This is a genomic window from Arthrobacter sp. BF1, assembly GCF_056680215.1.
The window spans coordinates 4,132,560-4,154,522 of record NZ_CM155271.1 but is presented as its reverse complement, the minus strand read 5'-3'; the positions used below and the strand labels follow the sequence as shown (position 1 = coordinate 4,154,522).

20 protein-coding genes are annotated in these 21,963 nt (G+C 65.2%); 13 read left to right on the top strand and 7 right to left on the bottom strand.

Annotated features, from left to right (window positions below; genetic code table 11):
- Positions 1-117: 117 nt before the first annotated feature.
- From AC1MCD_RS19505 to AC1MCD_RS19490, 4 genes are read left to right on the top strand one after another with little or no spacing between them, the layout of a single operon-like run.
- Positions 118-1,395, top strand: coding sequence for a thiamine pyrophosphate-dependent dehydrogenase E1 component subunit alpha (locus tag AC1MCD_RS19505; RefSeq protein ID WP_498674445.1), 1,278 nt, complete (start codon positions 118-120; stop codon positions 1,393-1,395).
- Complete coding sequence (locus AC1MCD_RS19500; RefSeq protein ID WP_498674443.1) at positions 1,395-2,375, top strand: alpha-ketoacid dehydrogenase subunit beta; 981 nt, start codon at positions 1,395-1,397, stop codon at positions 2,373-2,375. Before AC1MCD_RS19505 ends, AC1MCD_RS19500 begins: the two co-directional genes overlap by 1 nt.
- A 53-nt stretch (positions 2,376-2,428) precedes the next feature.
- Entirely contained in the window at positions 2,429-3,922 is a 1,494-nt protein-coding gene (locus tag AC1MCD_RS19495) for a dihydrolipoamide acetyltransferase family protein (RefSeq protein ID WP_498674441.1), read from the top strand.
- Positions 3,915-4,544: a phosphatase PAP2 family protein gene (locus tag AC1MCD_RS19490; RefSeq protein ID WP_498674439.1), complete on the top strand. Its 630-nt coding sequence runs from the start codon at positions 3,915-3,917 to the stop codon at positions 4,542-4,544. The genes AC1MCD_RS19495 and AC1MCD_RS19490 overlap by 8 nt, the downstream gene beginning before the upstream one ends.
- A gap of 22 nt (positions 4,545-4,566) precedes the next feature.
- On the opposite strand, the gene AC1MCD_RS19485 is transcribed toward AC1MCD_RS19490, so the two are convergent.
- From AC1MCD_RS19485 to AC1MCD_RS19465, 5 genes are all read right to left on the bottom strand, one after another.
- Positions 4,567-4,914 carry a hypothetical protein gene (locus AC1MCD_RS19485; protein ID WP_498674436.1) on the bottom strand — a complete coding sequence of 116 codons (348 nt, stop codon included), beginning with the start codon at positions 4,912-4,914 and terminating at the stop codon, positions 4,567-4,569.
- Positions 4,915-5,068: 154 nt separating this feature from the next.
- A complete protein-coding gene (locus AC1MCD_RS19480; RefSeq protein ID WP_498674435.1) occupies positions 5,069-5,497 on the bottom strand; it encodes a universal stress protein in 429 nt (142 codons plus the stop codon).
- A 52-nt stretch (positions 5,498-5,549) separates the two neighbouring features.
- A complete protein-coding gene (locus AC1MCD_RS19475) occupies positions 5,550-6,854 on the bottom strand; it encodes an aminotransferase-like domain-containing protein (RefSeq protein WP_498674434.1) in 1,305 nt (434 codons plus the stop codon).
- Positions 6,855-6,919: 65 nt separating this feature from the next.
- Positions 6,920-7,549 (bottom strand): GerMN domain-containing protein, encoded by a 630-nt coding sequence (locus AC1MCD_RS19470; protein ID WP_498674432.1) that lies wholly within the window; start codon positions 7,547-7,549, stop codon positions 6,920-6,922.
- Positions 7,550-7,987: 438 nt separating this feature from the next.
- A complete protein-coding gene (locus tag AC1MCD_RS19465) occupies positions 7,988-8,557 on the bottom strand; it encodes an NAD(P)H-dependent oxidoreductase (RefSeq protein ID WP_498674430.1) in 570 nt (189 codons plus the stop codon).
- Positions 8,558-8,669: 112 nt separating this feature from the next.
- On the opposite strand from AC1MCD_RS19465, the gene AC1MCD_RS19460 reads away from it, so the two are divergent.
- The 8 genes from AC1MCD_RS19460 (at position 8,670) to AC1MCD_RS19425 (ending at position 18,760) form a co-directional block, all read left to right on the top strand.
- A complete protein-coding gene (locus AC1MCD_RS19460) occupies positions 8,670-9,278 on the top strand; it encodes a TetR/AcrR family transcriptional regulator (protein ID WP_498674429.1) in 609 nt (202 codons plus the stop codon).
- A 364-nt stretch (positions 9,279-9,642) separates the two neighbouring features.
- Positions 9,643-10,626: an ABC transporter permease gene (locus tag AC1MCD_RS19455; RefSeq protein ID WP_498674426.1), complete on the top strand. Its 984-nt coding sequence runs from the start codon at positions 9,643-9,645 to the stop codon at positions 10,624-10,626.
- Positions 10,627-10,628: 2 nt separating this feature from the next.
- Positions 10,629-11,603: an ABC transporter permease gene (locus AC1MCD_RS19450; RefSeq protein WP_498674424.1), complete on the top strand. Its 975-nt coding sequence runs from the start codon at positions 10,629-10,631 to the stop codon at positions 11,601-11,603.
- Complete coding sequence (locus tag AC1MCD_RS19445) at positions 11,600-13,837, top strand: ABC transporter ATP-binding protein (protein WP_498674422.1); 2,238 nt, start codon at positions 11,600-11,602, stop codon at positions 13,835-13,837. The genes AC1MCD_RS19450 and AC1MCD_RS19445 overlap by 4 nt, the downstream gene beginning before the upstream one ends.
- 49 nt (positions 13,838-13,886) lie before the next feature.
- Positions 13,887-15,608: an ABC transporter family substrate-binding protein gene (locus tag AC1MCD_RS19440; RefSeq protein ID WP_498674420.1), complete on the top strand. Its 1,722-nt coding sequence runs from the start codon at positions 13,887-13,889 to the stop codon at positions 15,606-15,608.
- A 265-nt stretch (positions 15,609-15,873) separates the two neighbouring features.
- Positions 15,874-16,449 carry a TetR/AcrR family transcriptional regulator gene (locus AC1MCD_RS19435; RefSeq protein WP_498674417.1) on the top strand — a complete coding sequence of 192 codons (576 nt, stop codon included), beginning with the start codon at positions 15,874-15,876 and terminating at the stop codon, positions 16,447-16,449.
- Between the two features lie 51 nt (positions 16,450-16,500).
- The gene (locus AC1MCD_RS19430; RefSeq protein ID WP_498674413.1) at positions 16,501-17,610 is read left to right on the top strand and encodes a glycosyltransferase; all 1,110 of its coding nucleotides are present in this window, start codon (positions 16,501-16,503) and stop codon (positions 17,608-17,610) included.
- Positions 17,611-17,701: 91 nt separating this feature from the next.
- The gene (locus AC1MCD_RS19425) at positions 17,702-18,760 is read left to right on the top strand and encodes a Gfo/Idh/MocA family protein (RefSeq protein ID WP_498674411.1); all 1,059 of its coding nucleotides are present in this window, start codon (positions 17,702-17,704) and stop codon (positions 18,758-18,760) included.
- A 190-nt stretch (positions 18,761-18,950) separates the two neighbouring features.
- Here AC1MCD_RS19425 and ald read toward each other — a convergent pair whose 3' ends face one another.
- The gene (gene ald / locus AC1MCD_RS19420; protein WP_498674409.1) at positions 18,951-20,069 is read right to left on the bottom strand and encodes an alanine dehydrogenase; all 1,119 of its coding nucleotides are present in this window, start codon (positions 20,067-20,069) and stop codon (positions 18,951-18,953) included.
- Between the two features lie 233 nt (positions 20,070-20,302).
- Between ald and AC1MCD_RS19415 the strand changes: the two genes are divergently transcribed.
- Complete coding sequence (locus AC1MCD_RS19415; RefSeq protein WP_498674407.1) at positions 20,303-21,520, top strand: PucR family transcriptional regulator; 1,218 nt, start codon at positions 20,303-20,305, stop codon at positions 21,518-21,520.
- Here AC1MCD_RS19415 and AC1MCD_RS19410 read toward each other — a convergent pair.
- Positions 21,517-21,924 (bottom strand): helix-turn-helix domain-containing protein, encoded by a 408-nt coding sequence (locus tag AC1MCD_RS19410; RefSeq protein ID WP_498674405.1) that lies wholly within the window; start codon positions 21,922-21,924, stop codon positions 21,517-21,519. The two genes, AC1MCD_RS19415 and AC1MCD_RS19410, sit on opposite strands and share 4 nt — an antisense overlap.
- Between the last annotated feature and the right edge of the window lie 39 nt (positions 21,925-21,963).

Sequence of the window (21,963 nt, the reverse complement as noted above, 5' to 3'; positions counted from 1 at the left end):
AAGATAAAGTAAGGATCAGTAAGCCAATATATATGCCGGACACGGAATGCATTCCGTAAGCGGCATATATCCCAGCGACATTGCAACGCATCCGCATGCGGCAAGCGAGGAGACGGTATGGGCGCCACACATTTGCCCTCCACCGAGTTCGACGGAACAGCGGTAGACGACCAGCTTGAGGCCGAGGCCGAGGCCCGCCTGGGCGGCCCCGCCGAGCCCATGGTGCAGCTGCTTGCGCCTGACGGGACGCTGGGCAGCGACCCCGTGTACTCGGCGTACGCCGACCGGCTGGACGCGGAGCAGCTCCGGGGCTTCTACGCCGACATGGCCAAGATCCGCCGCTTTGATGTCGAGGCAACGGCGCTCCAACGCCAAGGCCAGCTGGCTCTTTGGGTCCCGCTCACGGGCCAGGAAGCCGCGCAGATCGGCTCGGGGCGTGCCAGCCAGCCGCAGGACTACATCTTCCCCACGTACCGCGAACACGGTGTGGCCCTGACGCGCAACGTGGACCTCGCCGAACTCCTCCGCCAGTTCCGCGGGGTCTCCAACGGCGGCTGGAACCCCAAAGACACCAATTTCCACCTCTACACGCTGGTCCTCGCTGCGCAGACGCCGCACGCCGTCGGCTATGCCATGGGAATCCAGCGGGACCAAAAACTGGCCGCCGCGGCGGCCGCGGAGGGGACCGCCCGCCCGGCCGAGCCCAAAGCTGCCGTCATGGTGTATTTCGGCGACGGCGCCAGTTCCGAGGGCGATGTCCATGAATCCATGGTCTTCGCCTCCTCCTACGACGCGCCGGTGGTGTTCTTCTGCCAGAACAACCACTGGGCCATCTCGGTGCCCAGCACCGTGCAGACGCGCATTCCGCTGTCCAACAGGGCCAAGGGTTACGGTTTCCCCGGCATCCGCGTGGACGGCAATGATGTCATCGCCGTCCATGCCGTTACCGAGTGGGCGCTGGAGCAGGCCCGGGAGGGCCACGGCCCGGTGCTGATCGAGGCCTTTACGTACCGGGTCGGGGCGCACACCACGGCCGATGACCCCACGAAGTACCGGGAATCCTCCGAGGAAACCCTCTGGCGGGCCAAAGATCCGCTTGACCGCCTGGAGAAATACCTCCGCGCCCAGGGGCTGGCGGACGACGCGTTCTTCGCGCAGGTCAAAGCCGACGGCGACGAACTTGCCACCTATGTCCGCAAGACCACGCACGACCTCGAGACCCCGGACATCCGCACCGCGTTCGCCAACACCTACGTCGAGGCCCATCCGCTGGTGGCGGAGGAGCTGGCCTGGTTCGAGGAGTACAGCGCCGGGTTCGCCGACGACGCACACGCCGGCCTCGCCGGGTCCGCAGGCACCCAAGACGATGAAGCAGCGACAGGAGTGGCCCGCTGATGACCACCATGACCATAGCGAAGGCCATTAACGAGGGCCTGCGCGCCACTTTGGACAACAACCCCCGTTCGCTGCTCATGGGCGAGGACATCGGGGCGCTGGGCGGCGTATACCGCGTTACTGACGGTCTCCTGGCGGAGTTCGGCGCGGACCGGGTGGTGGATACGCCACTGGCCGAATCCGGCATCATCGGCACTGCAATTGGCCTGGCCCTGCGCGGATACCAGCCCGTGTGTGAAATCCAGTTTGACGGGTTTGTGTTCCCCGGCTTCAACCAGATCACCACCCAGCTGGCCAAGATGCACGCCCGCAGCAACGGAAACCTCACAGTTCCCGTAGTGGTCCGCATCCCCTACGGCGGCGGCATTGGTTCAATTGAGCACCATTCGGAGTCACCGGAGGCGCTCTTCGCCCACACGGCCGGCCTGCGGATCATCACGCCGTCGAATGCCCATGACGCCTACTGGATGATCCGGCAGGCCGTGGAGTGCCAGGACCCGGTCATCTTCTTCGAACCGAAGCGCCGCTACTGGCTCAAGGGCGAGGTTGATACCGACTCTCCCGGTGCGTCGGCCGATCCGTTCAAGGCGCACGTGCTGCGCGAGGGCACCGACGCCACCGTGGTTGCGTACGGACCCCTTGTGCCGGTGGCCCTTGCCGCGGCTGATGCTGCCTCCGAAGACGGTCACAGCATTGAGGTCATCGACCTGCGCTCCATTTCGCCTATCGACTTTGACACCGTCACTGCCTCCGCGAAGAAAACCGGCCGCCTCGTAGTGGCCCACGAGGCCCCGACCTTCGGCGGCATCGGCGGCGAGATCGCAGCCCGGATCAGCGAACGTGCCTTCCTGTCATTGGAGGCTCCCGTGATCCGCGTCGGCGGCTTCCACATGCCGTACCCGGTGGCTAAGGTCGAGGAAGACTACCTGCCCGGCATCGACCGAATCCTCGAGGCGCTGGACCGCGCCTTGGCCTACTAGGCGCCCCGCCCCCGCTTGCGCCCGCCGCAAAACTCGTCGCAAAAGAGGACACCATGACTCTCAACAAGTTCAACCTGCCCGATGTGGGCGAAGGTCTCACTGAGGCGGAAATCGTCGCCTGGAAGGTCAAACCCGGGGACACTGTCGCCGTCAACGACGTCCTGTGCGAGATCGAAACCGCTAAGTCACTCGTTGAACTGCCGTCCCCTTTTGCCGGCACCGTCACCGAACTACTGGTCCCCGAAGGCGTGACCATCGACGTCGGGACGGCCATCATCAGCGTCTCGGATGCCGTCTCCGGTGACCCCACCCCGGCCGACGTGCCCGCTCCGGCCACACCGGTCCAGCCGCTCTACGGCAAGCTTCCAGCGGACGACGGCGACGCTTCCGGTGGTGCCCCGGCCGGCGGTCCGCTGGTGGGATCGGGCCCCAAGGCGGACGCCGTCAGGCGGCGCCCCCGGAGGACGGCGCCCGCCGCTGGCCTGTCGGTCAACGACCCCGAAATCGAGCCTGTACAGCCACACACGCTGGCCGAAGTCTTCGCAGGGCGGCAAGGGACTGCGGCAGGCACTGGTAGCCAGTCACCGGGCCAGACCGGCGTCGTTGATACCCGGCCCACCCTCGGCGGAACCATCACCGGCCTGGTGAACCGGGTCCTGGCCAAGCCGCCGGTGCGCAAGATCGCCCGAGACCTCGGCATCGACCTCGCCGACGTGGTGGCCACCGGCTTCCGCGGCGAAGTGACGCGCGAGGACCTGGTCAGCTACCAGGCCCAGCGTGACGCCGAACATGACAAAGCCGACGGTTTCTGGGGCAAGGCCGGCAAGCCGCAGGACCAGCGGATAGAACGCATTCCCGTCAAGGGCGTCCGCAAGGCAACTGCGAAGGCCATGGTGGAATCGGCTTTCGCGGCTCCGCACGTGAGCATTTTTGTTGACGTCGACGCCAGCCGCACCATGGAATTCGTCAAGCGGCTCAAGGCCTCACGCGACTTCGAGGGCATCAAGGTTTCACCGCTGCTGATCCTGGCCAAGGCCGTCATCTGGGCCGCGGCCCGGAACCCCAGCGTCAACGCCACGTGGGTGGACAACGTGGACGGGACGGATGCCGCTGAAATCCAGGTCAAGCACTACATGAACCTCGGCATCGCCGCGGCCACCCCCCGCGGGCTCATGGTGCCGAACATCAAGGACGCACAGGATCTCTCGCTCAAAGAGCTGGCGCTGGCCCTGAACAACTTGGCAACCACAGCCCGGGCAGGCAAAACCCGGCCCGCCGAGATGCAGGGTGGAACGCTCACCATCACCAACATTGGTGCGCTGGGGATCGACACCGGAACGCCCATCATCAACCCCGGCGAAGTGGCCATCGTGGCGTTCGGAACCATCAAGCAGAAGCCTTGGGTGCTGGACGGCGAGGTCATTCCGCGCTGGATTACCACCTTGGGGGGCTCCTTCGACCACAGGGTGGTGGACGGTGACCTGTCCGCCCGCTTCATGGCTGACGTGGCGGCGATCCTCGAGGAGCCGGCACTCCTACTTGACTAGGAATTCCAGAGCTGCGGGCCCGGCGGTGATCCGTGCCAAAAACCGGGCCGCCAGGTGGCTGACCGAGGCGTTCCAGCCGCCGGTCGTGGTGACGCTGCAATTACTCATCAGCCCCGTGATCGAGCCGGGTTTCCCCGGGACCATGGGTTACGGAGCACTGGCTGCCCTGTTTGTGTGTGTGCTGCCCCTGTTCCTGCTGCTCATCCTCGTGCGGCTGGGCAAGGTCACGGACCACCACGTCAGCGACCGGCGCCAGCGGGCGCCCGTGCTGCTCATGGCGCTGACCTCCGTCATCGCCGGGTTGGTGGTGCTGGCTGCTGTCGGGTCGCCCCGCAGCGTAGTGGTGATGGTGCTCGGGATCGTGGCAGGCATCGTTATGCTGGCCGCCGTCAGCCCGTTCTGGAAGATCAGCGGGCACGCGGCCGCAGTGTCCTCGGCGGCAGCTATCTCCGTGCTTATGCTCGGTCCGGCTTGGCTGCCGCTGCTGGTGCTGATTCCCGCCGTCGGCTGGTCCAGAGTGGTCCTGCGCGCCCACACGCTCGCTCAGGTGGTGGCGGGCTCGCTATTCGGCGGCCTGGTGATGGCTGGCCTGTGGATGCTCCTGCGGGGCTGGGTCCTCTAGCCGCCCGTCACCCACGCCTTCGTCAGTATCCGTACGCGGAGTACGCGGTGAGCATCTCCATCATTTCGGGGCTCCCGGCCCAGGTTTCGGTCAGGGCGGCGGACGTTCCGAAAAGCAGGCCACCCAGGATTAACGCCACGGTTGTGATGCCGGCAAAGAACTTCCAGTCCTCGCGCATGACGCTGCGGATGGTGTCCGGCAGGCGGAGGTTCGGTGCGATGAGGTTGGGTGCGCTGTCCACGGAGCCGTCATCCAGTAGCGCAATGACCCGGCTGTTGCCGCGGTCAACGCGCATTGAGCAGATGTGGTTCCCGTGGCGGGCGAGGAGGATGTCGTGGCCAACAAGCTGGCGGCGCTGAAGAGTAAGCAAGGGGGCCCCTTTTGCTGAAGTGGAGAGTGGTTGTCCGCTCCGTTGAGGGCTCTTCCATTTTATCGCCCGGCGCTGGCAGATTCCGGCCTAAAAGGGGTGAGAACGGACACCATGCATGCGCCCCTCAGGACGGTGCATGGTGTCCGGCCGCCTGTCAGTCGGCGTCGTAGGTGTTGGCGATGTAGACGTCGCAGGTTGCGTTGTGCGCCACGCTGTTGGCGACGCTGCCCAGTACGCGGCCGATGCCGCGCATCCGGCGGTTTCCCACCACGATCATTCGGGCGCCCAGCCGTTCGGCTTCGTTGATCAGAGCCTCTGCCGGCTTGCCGCGGGCGGCAGAGTAGGTCACCTTGACGCTCCCGGCGAGGGAATCGGCCACGGTTTTGGCCACGTGCTCGGCACCGTCGGCGTCAGAAACGATCCACCGATCGCTGCCGGATCCGAACACTTCGGTGCGGTCGCTGTCGAAGGCTGAGATCACGTGCAGCGAGGCTCCGGTGGCGACGGCCAGATCCCGGGCCGATTCGGCAGCCTTTTTGGCAGTTCCGCTGCCGTCAACGCCGACAACAATAATTCCGCTCATGCTTTGCGCTCCTTGCTCGAGATGAAGTTTGCCGTACTCAGTCCGGCCAACGTTACAACGCCGCGAGACTTTCCCGCAGTACCCCGGCCAGCCGCCGCACGCCCTCATCAATGGCTGCCGGAGGGACTGCGCTGAAAGCCAGCCGCAGCTTGTTGGAGGGTTGATCGGACGGAGTGAACGCGGCGCCCGGGATAAAAACGACGCCGGCGTCGATGGCCTGCTTCAACAAGGGGTAGGTGTCCACGCCTTCCGGCAGCGTGACCCACACGAAGAAGCCGCCCTCGGGACTGGTCCAGCTGGCGCCCGCGGGCATGTGGGTTTCGAGGGCAGCCAGCATGGCGGCGCACCGTTCTGCGTAGAGGCCCTGGTAGGTTTCGATCTGGCCCTTCCAGTCGTAGTCCCGCAGATAGGCGGACACCAGCATCTGGTTGAACGCAGGCGGGCACAAGGTAACTGACTCCGAGGCCAGGTAGTAACGGCGCTGAAGGTGTTCGGGCACCAGTGCCCAGCCGATGCGCAGGCCCGGGGCAAAGATCTTGGAAAAGGATCCTAAGTAGATCACATCCGCCGGGTTGGCTGCGCGAAGGGGCTCCAAGGGCTGGCCCTTGTAGCGGAGGAGCCCGTACGGGTTGTCTTCGAGCACCAGAATATTCGCCTTGCGGCATATGTCCACGATCTGCTGCCTGCGCTCCCCGGCCAGGGTAATCCCGGATGGGTTGTTGAAATTCGGAATGGTGTAGAGGAGCTTGACGTTTTTGCCGGCGGTCTGGAGCGCCGCGATCTTTGCCTCCAACAGCTCAGGCACCAGGCCGTCGTCGTCCATTTCAACGGTGGCGACCTCCACCTGATACGCCTCGAAGGTATTGAGGGCTCCCACATAGGTGGGGTTCTCCACCAACACCACGTCCCCGGGATTGCAGAAGACCTTGGTTGCCACGTCCTGCGCTGATTGCGAGCCCGCGGTAATCACCACGTTCTGCGGGAGGGCGTCCAGGATTCCTTCGGCAGCCATGACCTCGCAGATCTGGGCGCGCAGTTCTTCGGTGCCCTGGCCGCCACCGTACTGCAGGGCGGTCAGGCCGTCCTTGGCGATGATGTTGGCAGCTGTGGCCGCCAAGCGCTCCAGGGGGAGTGACTGCAGGTAGGGACTGCCCCCGGCGAGGGACACCAGCCCCGGGCGCAGGGAAATGTCGAAGACGTCGCGGACAGCTGATTGCTTGATGTTGGCGGCGCGCTCCGAAAAGAGTGCCTCGTGCGGATGGGCCGAGCGGTGCGCGGACGTGGCCGCCCGCTCGATGGCGTCAATGGCTTCTGCTGGAAGCGGCGCTGCTGCAGCGTCAAGCGTTTCGTGGGTCACATCCTCAGGATACAGCCGGGTGTTGCTAATAAGGCAACATCTGTTGATCCAAACAGCCGACGGCGTCACTTGAGGCTGAGGGCATCGGCCAGTCCCACACCGTTGACGTAGACGTCCGCGCGGATGGCGCCGACTGACGCCACGGCGGTCTGCGTGAGTTGGGCCTCGACCCGGGGAATGTCGCACACGCCGCCCGGCCGGAGCGCGCCCGAGAGGTAGACGGTGACGGTGTAGCCGTCGAACGAACCGGACAGGAACGTCAGCGTCGAGGCCGACAGGGAGTTGTACAGTCCAGGCGCAGGCTCGGCGGATCCGTCCAGCAGGGCGTTCATGGCGGCGGGCAGCGGGTCGGCCGGTCCCGGAGTGGAGCGGCGGACCCCGGCCAGGCTGTCATTGCAGCCAAAGCGCACACCCCTCGCGCCGCCGTCGTCAAGCAGTACGTAGTACGCCGTGACCGGACTGGTGGTGGCCTGCGGGGCAGGCGGACGCGCGGCTGGCGCGGGCGGCGGCGGCGCGGAGACCTCAGGTGCGGGCGACGGCCTTGGCACGTTGGAGGCGTTCGTGCCCGGTCCTGGCCCTGCTCCGGGCACCGGAGCGGTACTGCTGCCGGCCCTCGATTCGCCCGCACTGGCGGCGGGTGTGGCGGACTGTTGCGTGGGGGTCCCGGCGGTCCCGGCTTCAGCCGACGCTGCCACGGGCGGGGGAGGTGCCTGCGGCTGGGGAGCCGGGACGGGAACTGCGCCGGGTGTCTCCGTGGGTTCAATCGCGGTAGCCCCGGCGGTGGTGCCACTGCCGGAAGGGGCGGAGCCGGGAGTGCAGGAACAGAGCCAAAGCGGTAGCGTCAGCGCCGCCGCCGCCGTAAGCCCCCTGGCCCTCCACCTGCCTGCCATGTCCCCGCCGCGTTCCCATCACCCTGCGTGCCGTGCAGCTGACCGCTGAATCGTGCAATTAACGGTACGGCGGTCTCCGGGCCTTGAAAATGCAGGCCCGGTACCGGTTGGGCCAAGAGTTGGTCACGCAGAGGCCGGCGGACGCCGGAGCGGTAACAAAAACGCTTCAGGCGGACCGATGCCCCGGCACCTTGCGGTGTCCGGGGCATCGGGAGTGGCATCGCTGGCTCGTCCAGCGGAGCTCTATGCTGCGGGCCGGGCTGCCGGCTGGGCTGCGGAGATCGCGTCAAAGACGCCCTTGATCTGCTCAACAACTTCGGCGTCGTCCTTCGGGTGCAGTTCGGCGAAGCGGACCAGGGAACCGGGAACGGCGAGCTTGGCGTCCTCGAGGACCTGGGCGCCGGCGATGCCGACGGCCTTGCGGGCTTCGTCCTGGGCCCAGACGCCGCCGAACTGGCCGAAGGCGGAACCCACGACGGCGGTGGGCTTGCCGGTGAGGGCACCCGCGCCATAGGGGCGGGACAGCCAGTCAATGGCGTTCTTCAGGGCTGCCGGCAGGGTGCCGTTGTACTCCGGAGTCACCAGCAGGAGGGTGTCGGCCTCGTTGGCTGCGGCGCGAAGGGCGGCGGCGGCTGCGGGGACCTGGCCCTCGACGTCGATGTCCTCGTTGTAGAACGGGATGTTGCCCAGGCTTTCGTGGATGACAACGTCAACCTGCTCAGGAGCGTTCAGCTGGATGGCTTCCGCCAGCTTCTGGTTGGTGGATTCGGCGCGCAGGCTGCCAACAAGGGTAAGAACGGTGCTCTTTGACATACGAACTCCTGTAATCGGGCCGGGGCTCGGCCGGTGGAAGGGGGCTTTGTTGCCTCTGAAGACTAAACGGACCGCGGTCCGATTAATATTCCCAAGGGCTAGGATGTGAACTGTGAGTTACATCCCATTGCTGCCCGGATCGCTTACCGGCCCCATCGCTGAGCGAAGCGATGCGGCGCGGAACCGGGAGCGCCTGCTGGAGGCAGCGCGCGAGCTGATCGCCGAATGCGGAGTGGACTCCCTCACCATGGACAGGCTGGCCGAGCGGGCCGGAGTGGGCAAGGGAACCGTCTTCCGCCGGTTCGGCAGCCGCACCGGCCTGATGATGACCTTGCTCAGCGATTCAGAAGCCGCCTTCCAGGCCCGGTTTATGTTTGGTCCGCCACCGCTGGGGCCCGGGGCTCCAGGCCTGGAGCGGCTGATCGCCTTTGGCTCCGCGCGGATCGCGTACGTCCTGGAGCACGGCGATCTGGTCCGCGCCGCAGAGAGTTCAGCGCAGAGCAGGTATGAGGTGCCCGCGGCACTGCTGTCGCAGCGCCACGTCGAAATACTGCTGCGGGAAGAAGGCATGGAAGCGGACCCTGTGCTGATGGCCATGACACTTATGTCCACCCTTGACCCGGAACGGTTGCTGCATGCCGTGCGGGTTCAGGGTTTCGCGCCCGACCGGCTGACGTCCCTATGGCGTGAACTTGTCACGCGGGTTGTCAGCGATCGATAGAATAGCCACATTCGCCGTCATGGTCCAGTCAAATCGCTTCCCCTGAATTATTCATAACGATCTGATACGGGGCCGGCGGTTTCCGGGAATTGGCGGCTTTCCGGCTTCATCTATGTGGTAGTTTCCTCTGGAATGTGACCCGCAACATAGTCCACTACCCGGGCGTAGCTGCTTCGGTCGCTGGAGGCCAGCGGTTCGCTGGTGGACACCTGGGAACCGCGAGACCCGCGGGGTAGCCGGGAAATTGGAAGGATCTGGAACATGGATGCAGTGAAGGCAAATACTCCGGTGCCAACCCGGGGCTATCCCCTGAGGTGTTCTTGCGCAGTCCAGGCGGCGTCCTCGATCCTGAAGTAGACGCCATATGCTCCGGTACCTTGCCAAACGCGGCATCACTTACGTTTTTATGATCTTCCTGACCACGTCGGCCGGGTACTTCCTGGCGGTCAGTTCCCTCAAGCCTGCACTCCTGGAACAGGAGCGGATTCCCCGCCCCACCCCCGAGCAGGTTGCCAATTCCATGCGCCTGAAGGGGCTGGACCCGGATCTCAATCCATGGGAACGCTACGTTGACTGGCTCACCGCGATCGTCACGCGTTGGGATTGGGGACGCAGCCCGAACGGCGCCTTCATCAACGCTGAGTTCGGTGAGCGCGTATGGATCTCCACGAGGTTGTTCCTCGCCGCCATCATCCTGACGCTGGTGATCGGCGTTGCCCTCGGTGTCTACTCAGCCGCCCGCCAATACAAGTTCCAGGACCGGGTGATCACCTCCTACAGCTACCTCGCCTACATCGTGCCTGCCCCCATCGCGTACTTCCTGGTGCAGCTCGGCGCCATTAACATCAACGAGACCGTTGGTAAACGCATCTTCTTTGTCACCGGCATTTCCACGCCGGGCATGGCAGCGGGGTGGGCGCAGTTTGTGGACATGCTGGCACACTACGCGGTGCCTACCATTGCCATCACGCTGGTGGGGTGGGGTTCATACCAGATCGCGCAGCGGCAGTACCTGCTGGACAACGTCAACGCAGACTTCGTCCGCACGGCCCGTGCCAAGGGGCTGACCCGTAACCAGGCCATTTCCCGGCACGCCCTCCGGGTCTCCTTCATCCCCGTGGCCCAAAGCATCGCCTTCACCATCCCGGCCATTTTCGCCGGTGGCTTCTTCGCGGAGAAGATCTTTGCCTGGCCCGGCGTGGGCTCATGGAGCATCGACGCCATCTCGCTGCAGGACGTCAACGCCGCCACGGCCACCCTGGCCTACGGCTCGGTCATCTTCGCCATCGGTGCCATCCTCGCGGACTTCGCCACCACGCTTGTCGACCCCAGAGTGCGGGTGCAGTAGCCATGACCAACCTCAATACCGTTGATGCGGCAGCCGTCGCCCAGGAAGTCCACCTGGAGAGCGCCGACGCGGTAATCGCCAAATCCACCATCATCTTCCGCCGCTTTATGCGGAACAAGACGGCCGTCGCAGGCTTCGCGATCTTCCTCGCCCTGACCCTTTTCTCCTTCATCGGCGGCTTTTTCACGCCGTGGGACAAATCAGCCATCGACCCCTTCAACATTGGCATGCCGCCCTCGGGGGACCACTTCCTGGGCACCTCCCAGGCAGGTATCGACCTTTATGCCATGACCGTTGAGGGTACCCGCATCTCCATCCTCATCGGCCTGATCGTGGGCCTCGCGTCCGTCCTGATCGCTGCGGTGTACGGCTGCACCATGGCATACTTCGGCGGGAAAGTGGACAAGGTGATGCTCTTTGTCCTGGAGGCGCTCATCATGATGCCGGCCCTGCTGGTGGTGGCAGTTGCCACGAGCGGCGGCGGGGATACGCTCAAGAAGAACCTCCCCAGCTGGCTCCTGCTGATCATCGTGCTTCTGGTCTTCAGCTGGATGGGCACCGCAAGGCTGATCCGCTCGCTGTCCATGTCGCTGATGCAGCGTGACTTCGTCAAGGCCGCCCAGTACATGGGCGTCCCGCCACGCAGGATCGTCTGGCGGCACTTGGTTCCAAACATCGGTTCGCTGCTTGTCCTGGACGTCACCCGCGGCGTCACAGGCGCCATCCTCGCGGAGGTGGCCTTCTCCTTCATCGGCATCGGCATTAAGCTTCCCGATGTGAGCCTGGGCGTGCTGATCGGCGGGGCCACATCCCAGGTCCAGACTTTCCCCTGGATGTTCTGGGTCCCCCTGACGGTGATGTTCCTGCTCACGGGATCCCTGGCGATGATGAACGACGGCCTGCGTGACGCCTTCGACCCCAGCTCCAGTTCCGTTGGCCGGGCAAAAAAGAAGAGCGGACAGAGGACCGGCAAATGAGCAACGAAACCACCATCGGACCGGCTGACCCGGCCGGCGCAACAGCCGAGCGGCTGCACATCGCGGGCCTCCACTCGCCGTCGGACGCTGTACTGTCCGTCCGCGACCTGAACGTCAGCTTCAACTCCGAAAACGGTTCAGTGCACGCTGTCCGGGGCGTGGACTTCGACCTGATGCCCGGCAAGACCCTGGGAATCGTGGGGGAGTCCGGTTCCGGCAAGTCGGTCACGTCACTGGCCATCATGGGCCTGCTGCCGTCCACCGCGGAGATCTCCGGCTCGGTCCGGCTTAGGGGCCAGGAACTGCTGGGCCTTAGCGACAAGGCCATGTGCGCCTACCGCGGCAACGACATCGCCATGGTGTTCCAGGATCCGCTGTCCTCCCTGACCCCGGTGTACACGGTGGGAGCCCAGATCACCGAAGCCCTCACCATCCACAATCCCGGCATGAGCAAACTGGCAAAGGAAGCCCGCGCCGTCGAACTGCTGGCCATGGTGGGCATCCCGAGTCCGAAAAACCGGCTCAAGGCCTTCCCGCACGAGTTCTCCGGCGGCATGCGCCAGCGCGTCATGATCGCCATCGCCATCGCCAACAACCCGCGCGTGCTGATCGCGGATGAGCCGACGACGGCCCTGGACGTCACCATCCAGGCGCAGGTGCTTGAGGTGCTGCATACCGCGCAGGAGGAGACGGGTGCCGCCGTCGTCATGATCACCCACGATCTTGGCGTGGTGGCGGGAATCGCCGACGACATCATGGTCATGTACGCGGGAAAGCCTGTGGAAACCGGCCGCGTGGACGACATCTACTACAACCCGCTGATGCCCTACACCATGGGCCTTCTCGGGGCCGTCCCCAGGGTTGACGTCGCGGAGAAATCCTCGCTGGTACCGATCGACGGCATACCGCCCAACCTGCTCCACACCCCCACTGGCTGCTCCTTCGCCCCGCGTTGCCCGCTGGTAACCGACGCCTGCCTGGCCGGCGAACCGGCCCTGCTGCCGGCCGACGGGGACGCCGCGCACAAGGCGGCCTGCATCAGGTCCGAAGAACTCGGCGGAGATATCAACGTCCTCGAAATCTTCTCGGCGCCGCCGGTTCCCGTCTCCCGGTTTGACGCCATCCCCCGCGACGAACGCTCGACTGTCCTGGAACTCAGGGACGTCCGCAAGCACTTCCCGCTGACCAAGGGCGCCCTCCTCAAACGGCGCATCGGCACCGTCAAAGCAGTGGACGGCCTGAGCTTCGATATCCGGGAAGGGGAGTGCTTCTCCATCGTCGGCGAGTCCGGTTCCGGGAAAACCACCACCCTCCTGGAAATCATGGAGTTCCACAAGGACCAGGACGGCGAGGTGATCATCGGCGGGATCAGTAACAAGCAGGCCGTCGATGCCAAGGCCAAGGGCGCCATGCGCAGGGAAATGCAGATGGTCTTCCAGGACCCCACGGGGGCACTGGATCCCCGCTTCACGGTTTACGAGGTCCTGTCCGAACCGCTCCAGAACGCGGGCATGGATAAACAGGCCATCAGGAAGCGCATCATGGAGCTGATGAAGCTCGTGGGGCTGCAGCCCGATCACGTCAACCGCTTCCCCAACCAGTTCTCCGGTGGCCAGCGTCAGCGTGTGGGCATAGCCCGGGCCCTCGCCGTGAACCCGAAACTGGTGGTCCTGGACGAACCCGTGTCCGCGCTGGACGTGTCCGTACAGGCAGGTGTCATCAACCTGCTGGACAAGCTCCGCGCCGAACTCGGCCTCAGCTACCTCATGGTGGCGCACGATCTCTCGGTGGTCCGGCACATCTCCAACCGGGTGGCAGTGATGTACCTCGGCAAGATTGTGGAGATCGGCGAGGTGGACCGGGTCTTTGACAATCCCCGCCACCCGTACACCCGGGCGCTGCTGTCCGCCATCCCCGTTCCGGACCCGCAGTTCGAACGCACCCGGGAGCGCATCATCCTCAAGGGCGATCTCCCGTCCCCGCTGGATGCCCCCAAGGGCTGCAACTTTGCCACCCGGTGCCCCGTCTTCGCTGCGCTTCCGGCGGCGAAGCAGGAGAAGTGCCTCACCCTTGAGCCGCCGCTCGAAGCTGTCCGGCCATCTCCGGCCGTGCAAGTCCTGGAAGCCGGCCCCACGGCTGCCCTGGATCAGCAGTTCGCCTGCTTCTTCCCGGACGGCGAACTGGATGAGGACATGCTGGTGGTCCGCGAAACGGCGGACCCCCATGCGCCCTAGGTTTTACATACCCATCACAAGCACCACCCGCACCTATGAAGGGACAACAATGAGGAATCTGACCAAGATCGGCGGAGCCGCGGCCATTGCCGCAGCCCTGACGCTGACGGCCTGTGGCGGTGGGGGAACCCCCACCGGCCCGGAAACGGCCAAGGGGCAGGAATCGGGCAGCGATCTGTCCAAGCTCATCAGCATCAACGAAAAGCCAGCCGCGGATCTTGAGCAGGGCGGCAAGGTCACCCTGCCGCTGGGCAGCATTGGGCCGGACTTCAACGGCTTCTCCAACAACGGCAACAACTCCGACAACTCGGCGTTGATGGCTTCGATCAACCCCGTTGCCGTGACCGGTGGCGGCATCGGCGGCTGCTGGAAACTCGACTTCGAGGGCAAGGCCACCCCCAACAAGGACTTCTGCGAATCCGTGACGAGCGAGGTCAAGGACGGCAAGCAGACCATCACCATCAAGGTCAATGAAAAGGCCAACTTTAACGACGGCACCCCGATTGACGTCAAGGCCTTCCAGAACACTTGGAACGCCCTGAAGAGCCCGGATGCCGGCTACGACATTGTCAGCTCCGGCGCCTACGAATTTGTTGAGTCCGTAGAGCCCGGCAGCAGCGCCAAGGAAGTTATCGTCAAGCTCAAGCAGCCGGTATACCCGTTGGACGCCCTCTTCTTTGGCCTCCTCCACCCCGCAGTGAACACGCCGGCAATCTTCAACGAGGGTTTCGTGGGTGAAATGCACCCGGAGTGGATGGCCGGTCCGTTCAAGGTGGAGCAGTACGACACCGCGGCCAAGACGGTTTCCCTGGTTCCCAACGACAAGTGGTGGGGCACCAAGCCGGTCCTGGAAAAGGTGGTGTTCCGCCAGCTCGAGACCAGCGCACAGATCGCGGCCTTCAAGAACGGCGAGATCGATGCCATGTCCGCGAATACCATCGCGCTCTACAAGCAGCTTGAGGGCAGCACCAACTCCGAGGTCCGCCGCGGCCAGCGGCTCTTCGCCGGTGGCATGAACATCAACGCTCAGCGAATCACGGATGTGGCCGTCCGCAAGGCGATCTTCGCCGCCGTCGACCGTGAGGCCCTCCGTAAGGTGCGCTTCAACGGCTTGAACTGGGAGGAGCCCAGCTCAGGTTCCATGATGCTGCTGCCGTTCTCGGACTACTACCAGGACAACTACCCGGTCAAGGAAACCGGCCCGGACGCGGCCAAGAAGGTCCTCACCGACGCCGGCTACACCGCGAACGCAAGCGGCGTCATGGAGAAGGACGGCAAGCCCGCAGCCTTCAAGATCAGCAACTTCGGCGACGATCCCACCACCCTGGCCTTCACTCAGACCCTCCAGAACCAGCTCAAAGCCGGCGGCATGGATGTGGGAATCGACCAGCGCGCCTCCGCTGACTTCGGTAAAGTCCTGGGCTCACGCGAGTTTGACATGAGCGTCTCGGGCTACACAGTTGGCCCGGATGCAACCGACGCCGTGAAGCAGTACTACGACTCCAAGGTCAACGAGAACGGACTGGGCGACGCGGACCTGGACAAGAAGATCGCCGACCTGGCCTCCATCGAGGACAACGCCGCACGCAACAAGGCAGCGATGGAAGTTGAGAAGGAGCACATGGCGAAGTACTACTCCATGGGTGTGGTGATGAACGGCCCGCAGATCTCGTTCGTCCGCACCGGCCTGGCCAACTACGGCCCGTCCCTGTTCCAGAGCCTTTCCCAGGTTCCGGACTGGAGCACCATCGGCTGGGAAAAGAAGAAGTAACTCCCCCGTGTAACGCTCTCTCACTTAACGTGGGGTTTTCGCCAACGCTCTCTCACTTCCGGCCCGTCATCAGCGGGAAGTGAGGGAGCGTTGGCTTTAATGCACATTAACCGCGAGAGCCTGCGGGGTGGCTTCTGAATGTCGAGCGACCACGGTGATGCGGGCCTCGGGCACCTAATGTGCGGAAAAGGACTGGGCACGGAAATGCCCGGCGGCAGGGCTTGACGGTGCATTGTTTTTGGCGTCCACTTGAATGGACATGAATATGCAGAAGACGTATGTAATGCGGGCCCGAGCGGCCAAAGTCGAGTCCACGAGGCGCTCAATCCTCGCGGCCGCTTTCGCGCTCAGCACCGAACGCTTGAGCTGGGAAATCGTCCTGGCCGACGTGGCGGAGCGGGCGGGAGTCGCTGTGAAGACGGTGCTGCGGCATTTCGGGAGCCGCGAGGGTCTGTTCGCAGCGGTCAACGAGTACGCCCGGGAGCAGATCGTCGATGAGCGATTAACTCCGGTGGGCGACGCCGGAACCGCGGTGTCCGTGGTCGTGAACCATTACGAGGCGCGCGGCGACTGGGTGTTGCGGCTGCTCTGCCAAGAGTTATCCAGCGAATTCGCGCGGGAATCCATGACCACCGGGCGCAAGGTTCATCGCGAGTGGGTCGAAAAGACCTTCGCCCCGCAGCTGGACCGCCTCCAGGCCGGCGCACGCGACGAGGCGGTCGACCTGCTCGTCGTTGCGACGGACCTCTACACGTGGAAGCTCCTGCGCCGGGACCAAGGGCTGACACGCTCAGCGGTCGAGGCGCGAATGCGGCACCTCATCGATGCTGTGTTGGCGTGACCGACCAGAAGCACTGAGGAGAAGGAGAATGCTATGTCCAGCCTGCTGTTCGTGACATGGGACGGTGGCGGCAATGTGCCGCCCGCCCTCGGGATCGCCGCCGAGCTGCGGCGCAGAGGCCATGCCGTGCGGTTCCTCGGGCACGAGGTCCAGCGCGACGCCTTCGAGGCGGCAGGCTTCGCCTTTCATGCAGCCGAGTCCGCCGGGCCTTGGTCATGCCTGGACCCGCACTCCGGACCGACCGCCCCGCTCGACTACGCCCAGGTCTTCGCCGACCGGGGCATCGGCGAGGATCTGACTGCCCTGGCGGCCGCCTCGGGGGCTGACCGCGTGGTGATCGACGGCCTCCTCATCGGCTCGATGGACATCGCCGCCAAGGCAGGGATCCCATACGTGCCGCTCGTGCACACCTTCTACGCGGTACTCGACCGCGCACTGAACGGCGGCGGTCTCGGCACCCTGCTTCGGCAGTGGGGCCTTGATCCGCAAGAGGCGTACGCCGCAGCGGACAGCGTGCTCGTCACGACACTGCGGGAGCTCGACCCCGCCGGGAACGCATCCCTTCCGGACAGGGTTCGATACACCGGTCCCGTCCTCCCAGGGACCGCAGGGCCGCACCAGGACACCCATGCCGGTGAGCCGACGGTCCTCGTGAGTCTGAGCACTACCTACATCGAGGGACAGCAGGAGGCACTGCAAGCCATCCTCGACGCGACCGCGACGCTCCCGGTGTCGGTGGTCCTCACCACCGGGCCAGCTGTCGACCCCACCACACTGCACCCCTCGGGCAACGCGGTGGTGCGCCGGTTCGTCCCGCACGCCGAGGTGATCCGTCAGGCCTCTCTGGTCATCGGGCACGGCGGACACGCCACGACCATGCAGGCGCTTGCACACGGAATCCCGCTGCTCGTCATGCCGATGAGCCCCTACTTCGACCAGCCAGCCATCGCCCAGGCAGTCACGGGCGCGGGCGCGGGAACGACGCTGCCGAAGGACGCCGATCCGGCTGCGATCCGAAGTGCGGTGCAGGACCTCCTCGAGTCGAACTCCGCCCGCGCGGCGGCGACCAGACTGGGTGCCCCCATCCGGGCAGTCCCTGGTGCGATCGCGGCCGCCGACGCGCTCACGGCCCCGCTGATAGCCCCGGTTCCACGACCCTGACTCACGATGCGCCCGCCTAAATCCGCCAACCGAGCTGCGAAAAGCCTCCATGGCGAACTAACAGTCGCAAACGTGCAGGTACGGTTTTCCCATGACCTCGACCGAATCTGAACGCCCTATCCGGACTGCCGTCGTCGGCTATGGCCTCTCGGGGAGCGTCTTCCATGCGCCGCTCATTGCGGCGGACCCGCGCTACTCGCTGGACGTCATCGCAACGTCCGACGCCGGCCGGCAGGCTGGGGCGATGCAGCGGTACCCGGGAGTCAAAACAGTGCGCGACGGCGGTGCTGTCCTTGAGCTCGCCGGTGACCTTGACCTCGTGGTGCTGGGGACCCCGCCGGCCACCCATTTTCCGCTGGCGAAGGCGGCGCTGGAGGCGGGCCTGGACGTTGTGGTGGACAAGCCGTTCGCCGTCAGCAGCGCCCAGGGCCGGGAGCTGATTGTGTTGGCCGGGCGGCTGGGACGGGTGCTCACGGTGTTCCACAACCGGCGCTGGGACGGCGATTTTCTGACGGTCCGCAAGTTGCTCGCCGGGGAAGTCTTGGGCAGCATCGCGCGCTTCGAGTCCAGCTTCGAGCGCTGGTCGCCGGCAATTTCCAAGGCGTGGAAGGCCAGTGCCACGGCGGCGGACGGCGGCGGCGTGCTGTTCGACCTCGGCACGCATCTGATTGATCAGGCGCTGCAGTTGTTCGGCCCGGCGGTGGTGGCCCACGCTGAGCTTCAGATCCGCCGTCCCGAGGAGAAGGCCGACGATGATGCATTCGTGATTTTGCGGCACGAGTCGGGCGTCCTCAGCCACCTGAGCATGAACATGCTGTGCGCCCAGCAGGGCCCGCGGTTCCGCATCCTTGGCTCAGCCGGCGGCTTTACCAAGCATGGTGTGGACCCCCAGGAGCCTTACATCGTGGCCGGCGGAGGGCCGCTGGACGCGGAATACGGTGTCGAGGCGCCCGAATGGTCAGGGAAGCTGGGCCGCGACGGCCATCTGGATGCGCTGCCGACGGAGCGAGGCGCCTACCCGGAGTTCTACCGGATTTTGGCAGCCAAGATCGACGACGGCGGCTCGGCCTCCGCGATGCCCCTTCCAGTAAACCCAGCAGACGCCGTCGAGGTCCTCAAGTTAATAGAAGAAGCCCGGGCGCTGGCTTAACGACCCTGGTGGTTGAGCCTGTCGGGTTTCGACGAGCTCAACCACCAGCGCTGAACGACAGGCATCCGGCAGCGTGCGTCAGAGCGACGAAGTGGGCCCACGCCGGCAGGGTTCCCTTGCCGAGCTTGCGAGGCTAGGGGGCCGGTGGGGCGCACGCAGAGGATGCGTGTCATTCAGCGCAGCGGTACGACTAAGCCGAAACCAGTTCGTGCCAGTCCGCGACGAGGGGCAGGTTGTGGGCCTCGGAGACAGAGTGGTGTGCCACGTGGCCCCCGGCGATGTTGAGGCCGGCTGCGAGGGCGGGATCGCGGTCGAAGGCGGTCCTGACACCCAGGTTGGCCAGTGCCACGGCGTAGCGGAGGGTGACGTTGGTCAGAGCGTACGTTGAGGTGTTGGGCACGGCGCCGGGCATGTTGGCCACGCAGTAGAAGATGGTGTTGTGCACCTTGTACGTGGGTTCCTGGTGCGTGGTGGGGTGCGTGTCCTCGAAGCAGCCGCCCTGGTCCACGGCGATGTCCACGAGGACGGAGCCGGGCTTCATGCGTGAGACGAGTTCGTTGCTGACCAGCTTGGGTGCCTTGGCGCCGGGGATCAGGACGGAGCCGATCACCAGGTCCGCGTCCACCACTGATTTTTCGATCTCGTACTTGTTCGATGCCACGGTCTTGAGCCGGCCGGAGTACTGGGCATCCAGTTCGCGGAGGCGGTTGATGTTGATGTCCAGGATGGTCACGTCCGCGCCCAGGCCCAGGGCCATGGCAGCAGCGTTGGTGCCGGCCACGCCGGCGCCAAGGACAACCACCTTGGCGGGACGGACGCCCGGAACGCCGCCGAGGAGCACGCCCTTGCCGCCTGCCGGTGCCATGAGGGACGTGGCGCCCACCTGCACGGAAAGGCGCCCGGCCACCTCGGACATGGGGGCCAGCAGCGGCAGCGTGCGGCCTTCCTGAACGGTCTCGTACGCGATGGCCGTGACGCCGGAGTTGATGAGTTCCTGGGTAAGTTCGGGCTCGGCAGCGAGGTGGAGGTAGGTGAACAGGATCAGGCCCTTGCGGAAGCGGTGGTACTCGGCCTTGATGGGTTCTTTGACCTTCATGACCATGTCGGCGCGGGCCCAGACGTCATCGGCGTCGGCCACGATCTCCGCACCGGCGACAGCGTATTCCTCATCCGTGATCCCCGAGCCGAGCCCTGCCCCGCGCTCAACGAGGACGTCATGGCCGTGCGTGCGGAATTCGTTAACACCAGCAGCGGTGATGGCGACGCGGAATTCGTTGTTCTTGATCTCTTTGGGGACACCGATGATCATTTTGGGCTCCATGTTCTCGGACCGGGTAGGTCCGAAATTGCGGGGAAGGTTGTGATTCCAGAATAAATCCGACTGTGATCCAGCTGACAGCGTTCCTGACTTCCGGGCAGGAAACCCCCGCGCCATTCCGGGAATTTTGGATTTCAGGGTTCGACAAATGTTTAGCCTGAGGGCGTCAGGTGTCGCCTCGTGTTCGTTCGCCCGAAGAGCCCGCAGGGCAGTAGGGTTAGCCCATGCAGCAGGATGTGGAAGAGCTCGTGGAGCAGGTGGCCCAGAAGCTTGGGCGCGGACTTTCGCTGGAAGACCTGGACGGCCTGCTGCTCGCCTACAGCTCCAACCAGTCCCATGCTGACCAAGTGCGGGTGAACTTCCTGTTGAGCAAAAGGGTGCCCGCCGACGTCAGTGCGTGGCAGTTGTCCCATGGCATCGCGACGGCGGTCCGCCCGGTAGTGATCCCGGCCAATGCGGACCTGGGCATGCTGGGCCGGGTGTGCGTTCCTTTGATGGTGCGCGGGTTCCGGGTGGGCTACCTATGGGTGCAGCAGGACTCGGCGGAGGAGAACCCGGCGGCGATCGTCTCCCAACTGCCGGCGGTGACCCGGGAGATCGAGCTGCTTTCGGGCCTGCTCCTGGATTCCAACACGGCAGAGTCTGAGTTCAGGCGCGGCCGTGAACGCGAGTTCCTGGCGGCCTGCTCCGGCGACGCCAACGCGGTGGCCGCCGTGGCGGGCTGGAAGGAAATCCAAGGCAAGGGTCCGTGGCAGGTGGTGACCGTGCTTGACGCCGATGGCTGGGCGGGCGGCCCCGACCCCATTGCGTCCACGCTGATTCACAGCTCGGCCGCCCTGCAGGCCACGGTGGGGGTGGACATGGCCCTTTTCAGCGCGGGTACGGAAACCCACTCCGTGGTGCTGTTCAGCGAGTCCGTGGGACGCGCCAACCACGCCCAGGTCTTGGTCCACTACCAGCTTGAGCTGGCCAAACGCTCTGGCCGGCCGGTGCACCGCATCATCCTGGGCATCAGCGAGGGGTTTGCTCGGCCGCGCGAGCTCGCAGAGGCCTACCGGCAGTCACGGCAGGCAGCACAGGCGGCCGCCGTGGATCCCCAGCTCGGCGAACTGGTGGACTGCCGGGCCACGGGCGTTTACCAACTGCTGGCATCAGCCGGCGGAGGAGCCGGCGCCTGGACGGACACCGGGTCCGTCTACGTTCGAATGCTGGAGGACCACGACCGGAACAACGAGCTCCTCCCGGTCCTGGAGCTCATCTACGACAACGACGGCTCGGTCCAGGACGTGGCCACCAAACTTCACCTCCACCGCAGCAGCGTGTACAACCGGCTGGGCCGCATCCGCCAGCTTCTCGGCGTAGACCCCCTTAAGGGCATGCCCCGGCTGGAACTCCACGCCGCGCTGAAGATGCGCCGCTGGGCGGCACGTCCACGAATCTAGCTGGTTGCAGCGGGCTGACCGGCCTGCTTCGCCTGCTCGCTGTGCTTCTGCTGCTCAAGCCAGGCCATAATGGCGGCCAGCCTGATCCGGCGGTGCGTGCCGCGGTATTCCACCGGGATCTCGCCGCGATCGGTCATGTTGCGCAGATAGGTGTGGCTAATTCCGGCGAGTTCGGCGGCCTGGGAGGTGGTGAGCATTTCCTCCACGCTGCTTACGGTCACCGCTTCGCCGCGGCCGAACCGGCTGAGGAGGTCGACGACGGCGTCCCTCGCCTGGGGCGTCAGCCGGTGGACCGTGCCGTCGACGAAGACGGTGATGTCGTGGCCGCCTTCCAGTGCCTGCCGCAGTTTGCCTGCGTCTTCCGCCGGCAGGCCGGCAGTCATCCGGGGAGCTATCAGTGCCATGCCCCCACCCTAACCGGCGCGAACAGTGGCGGGCGGTAT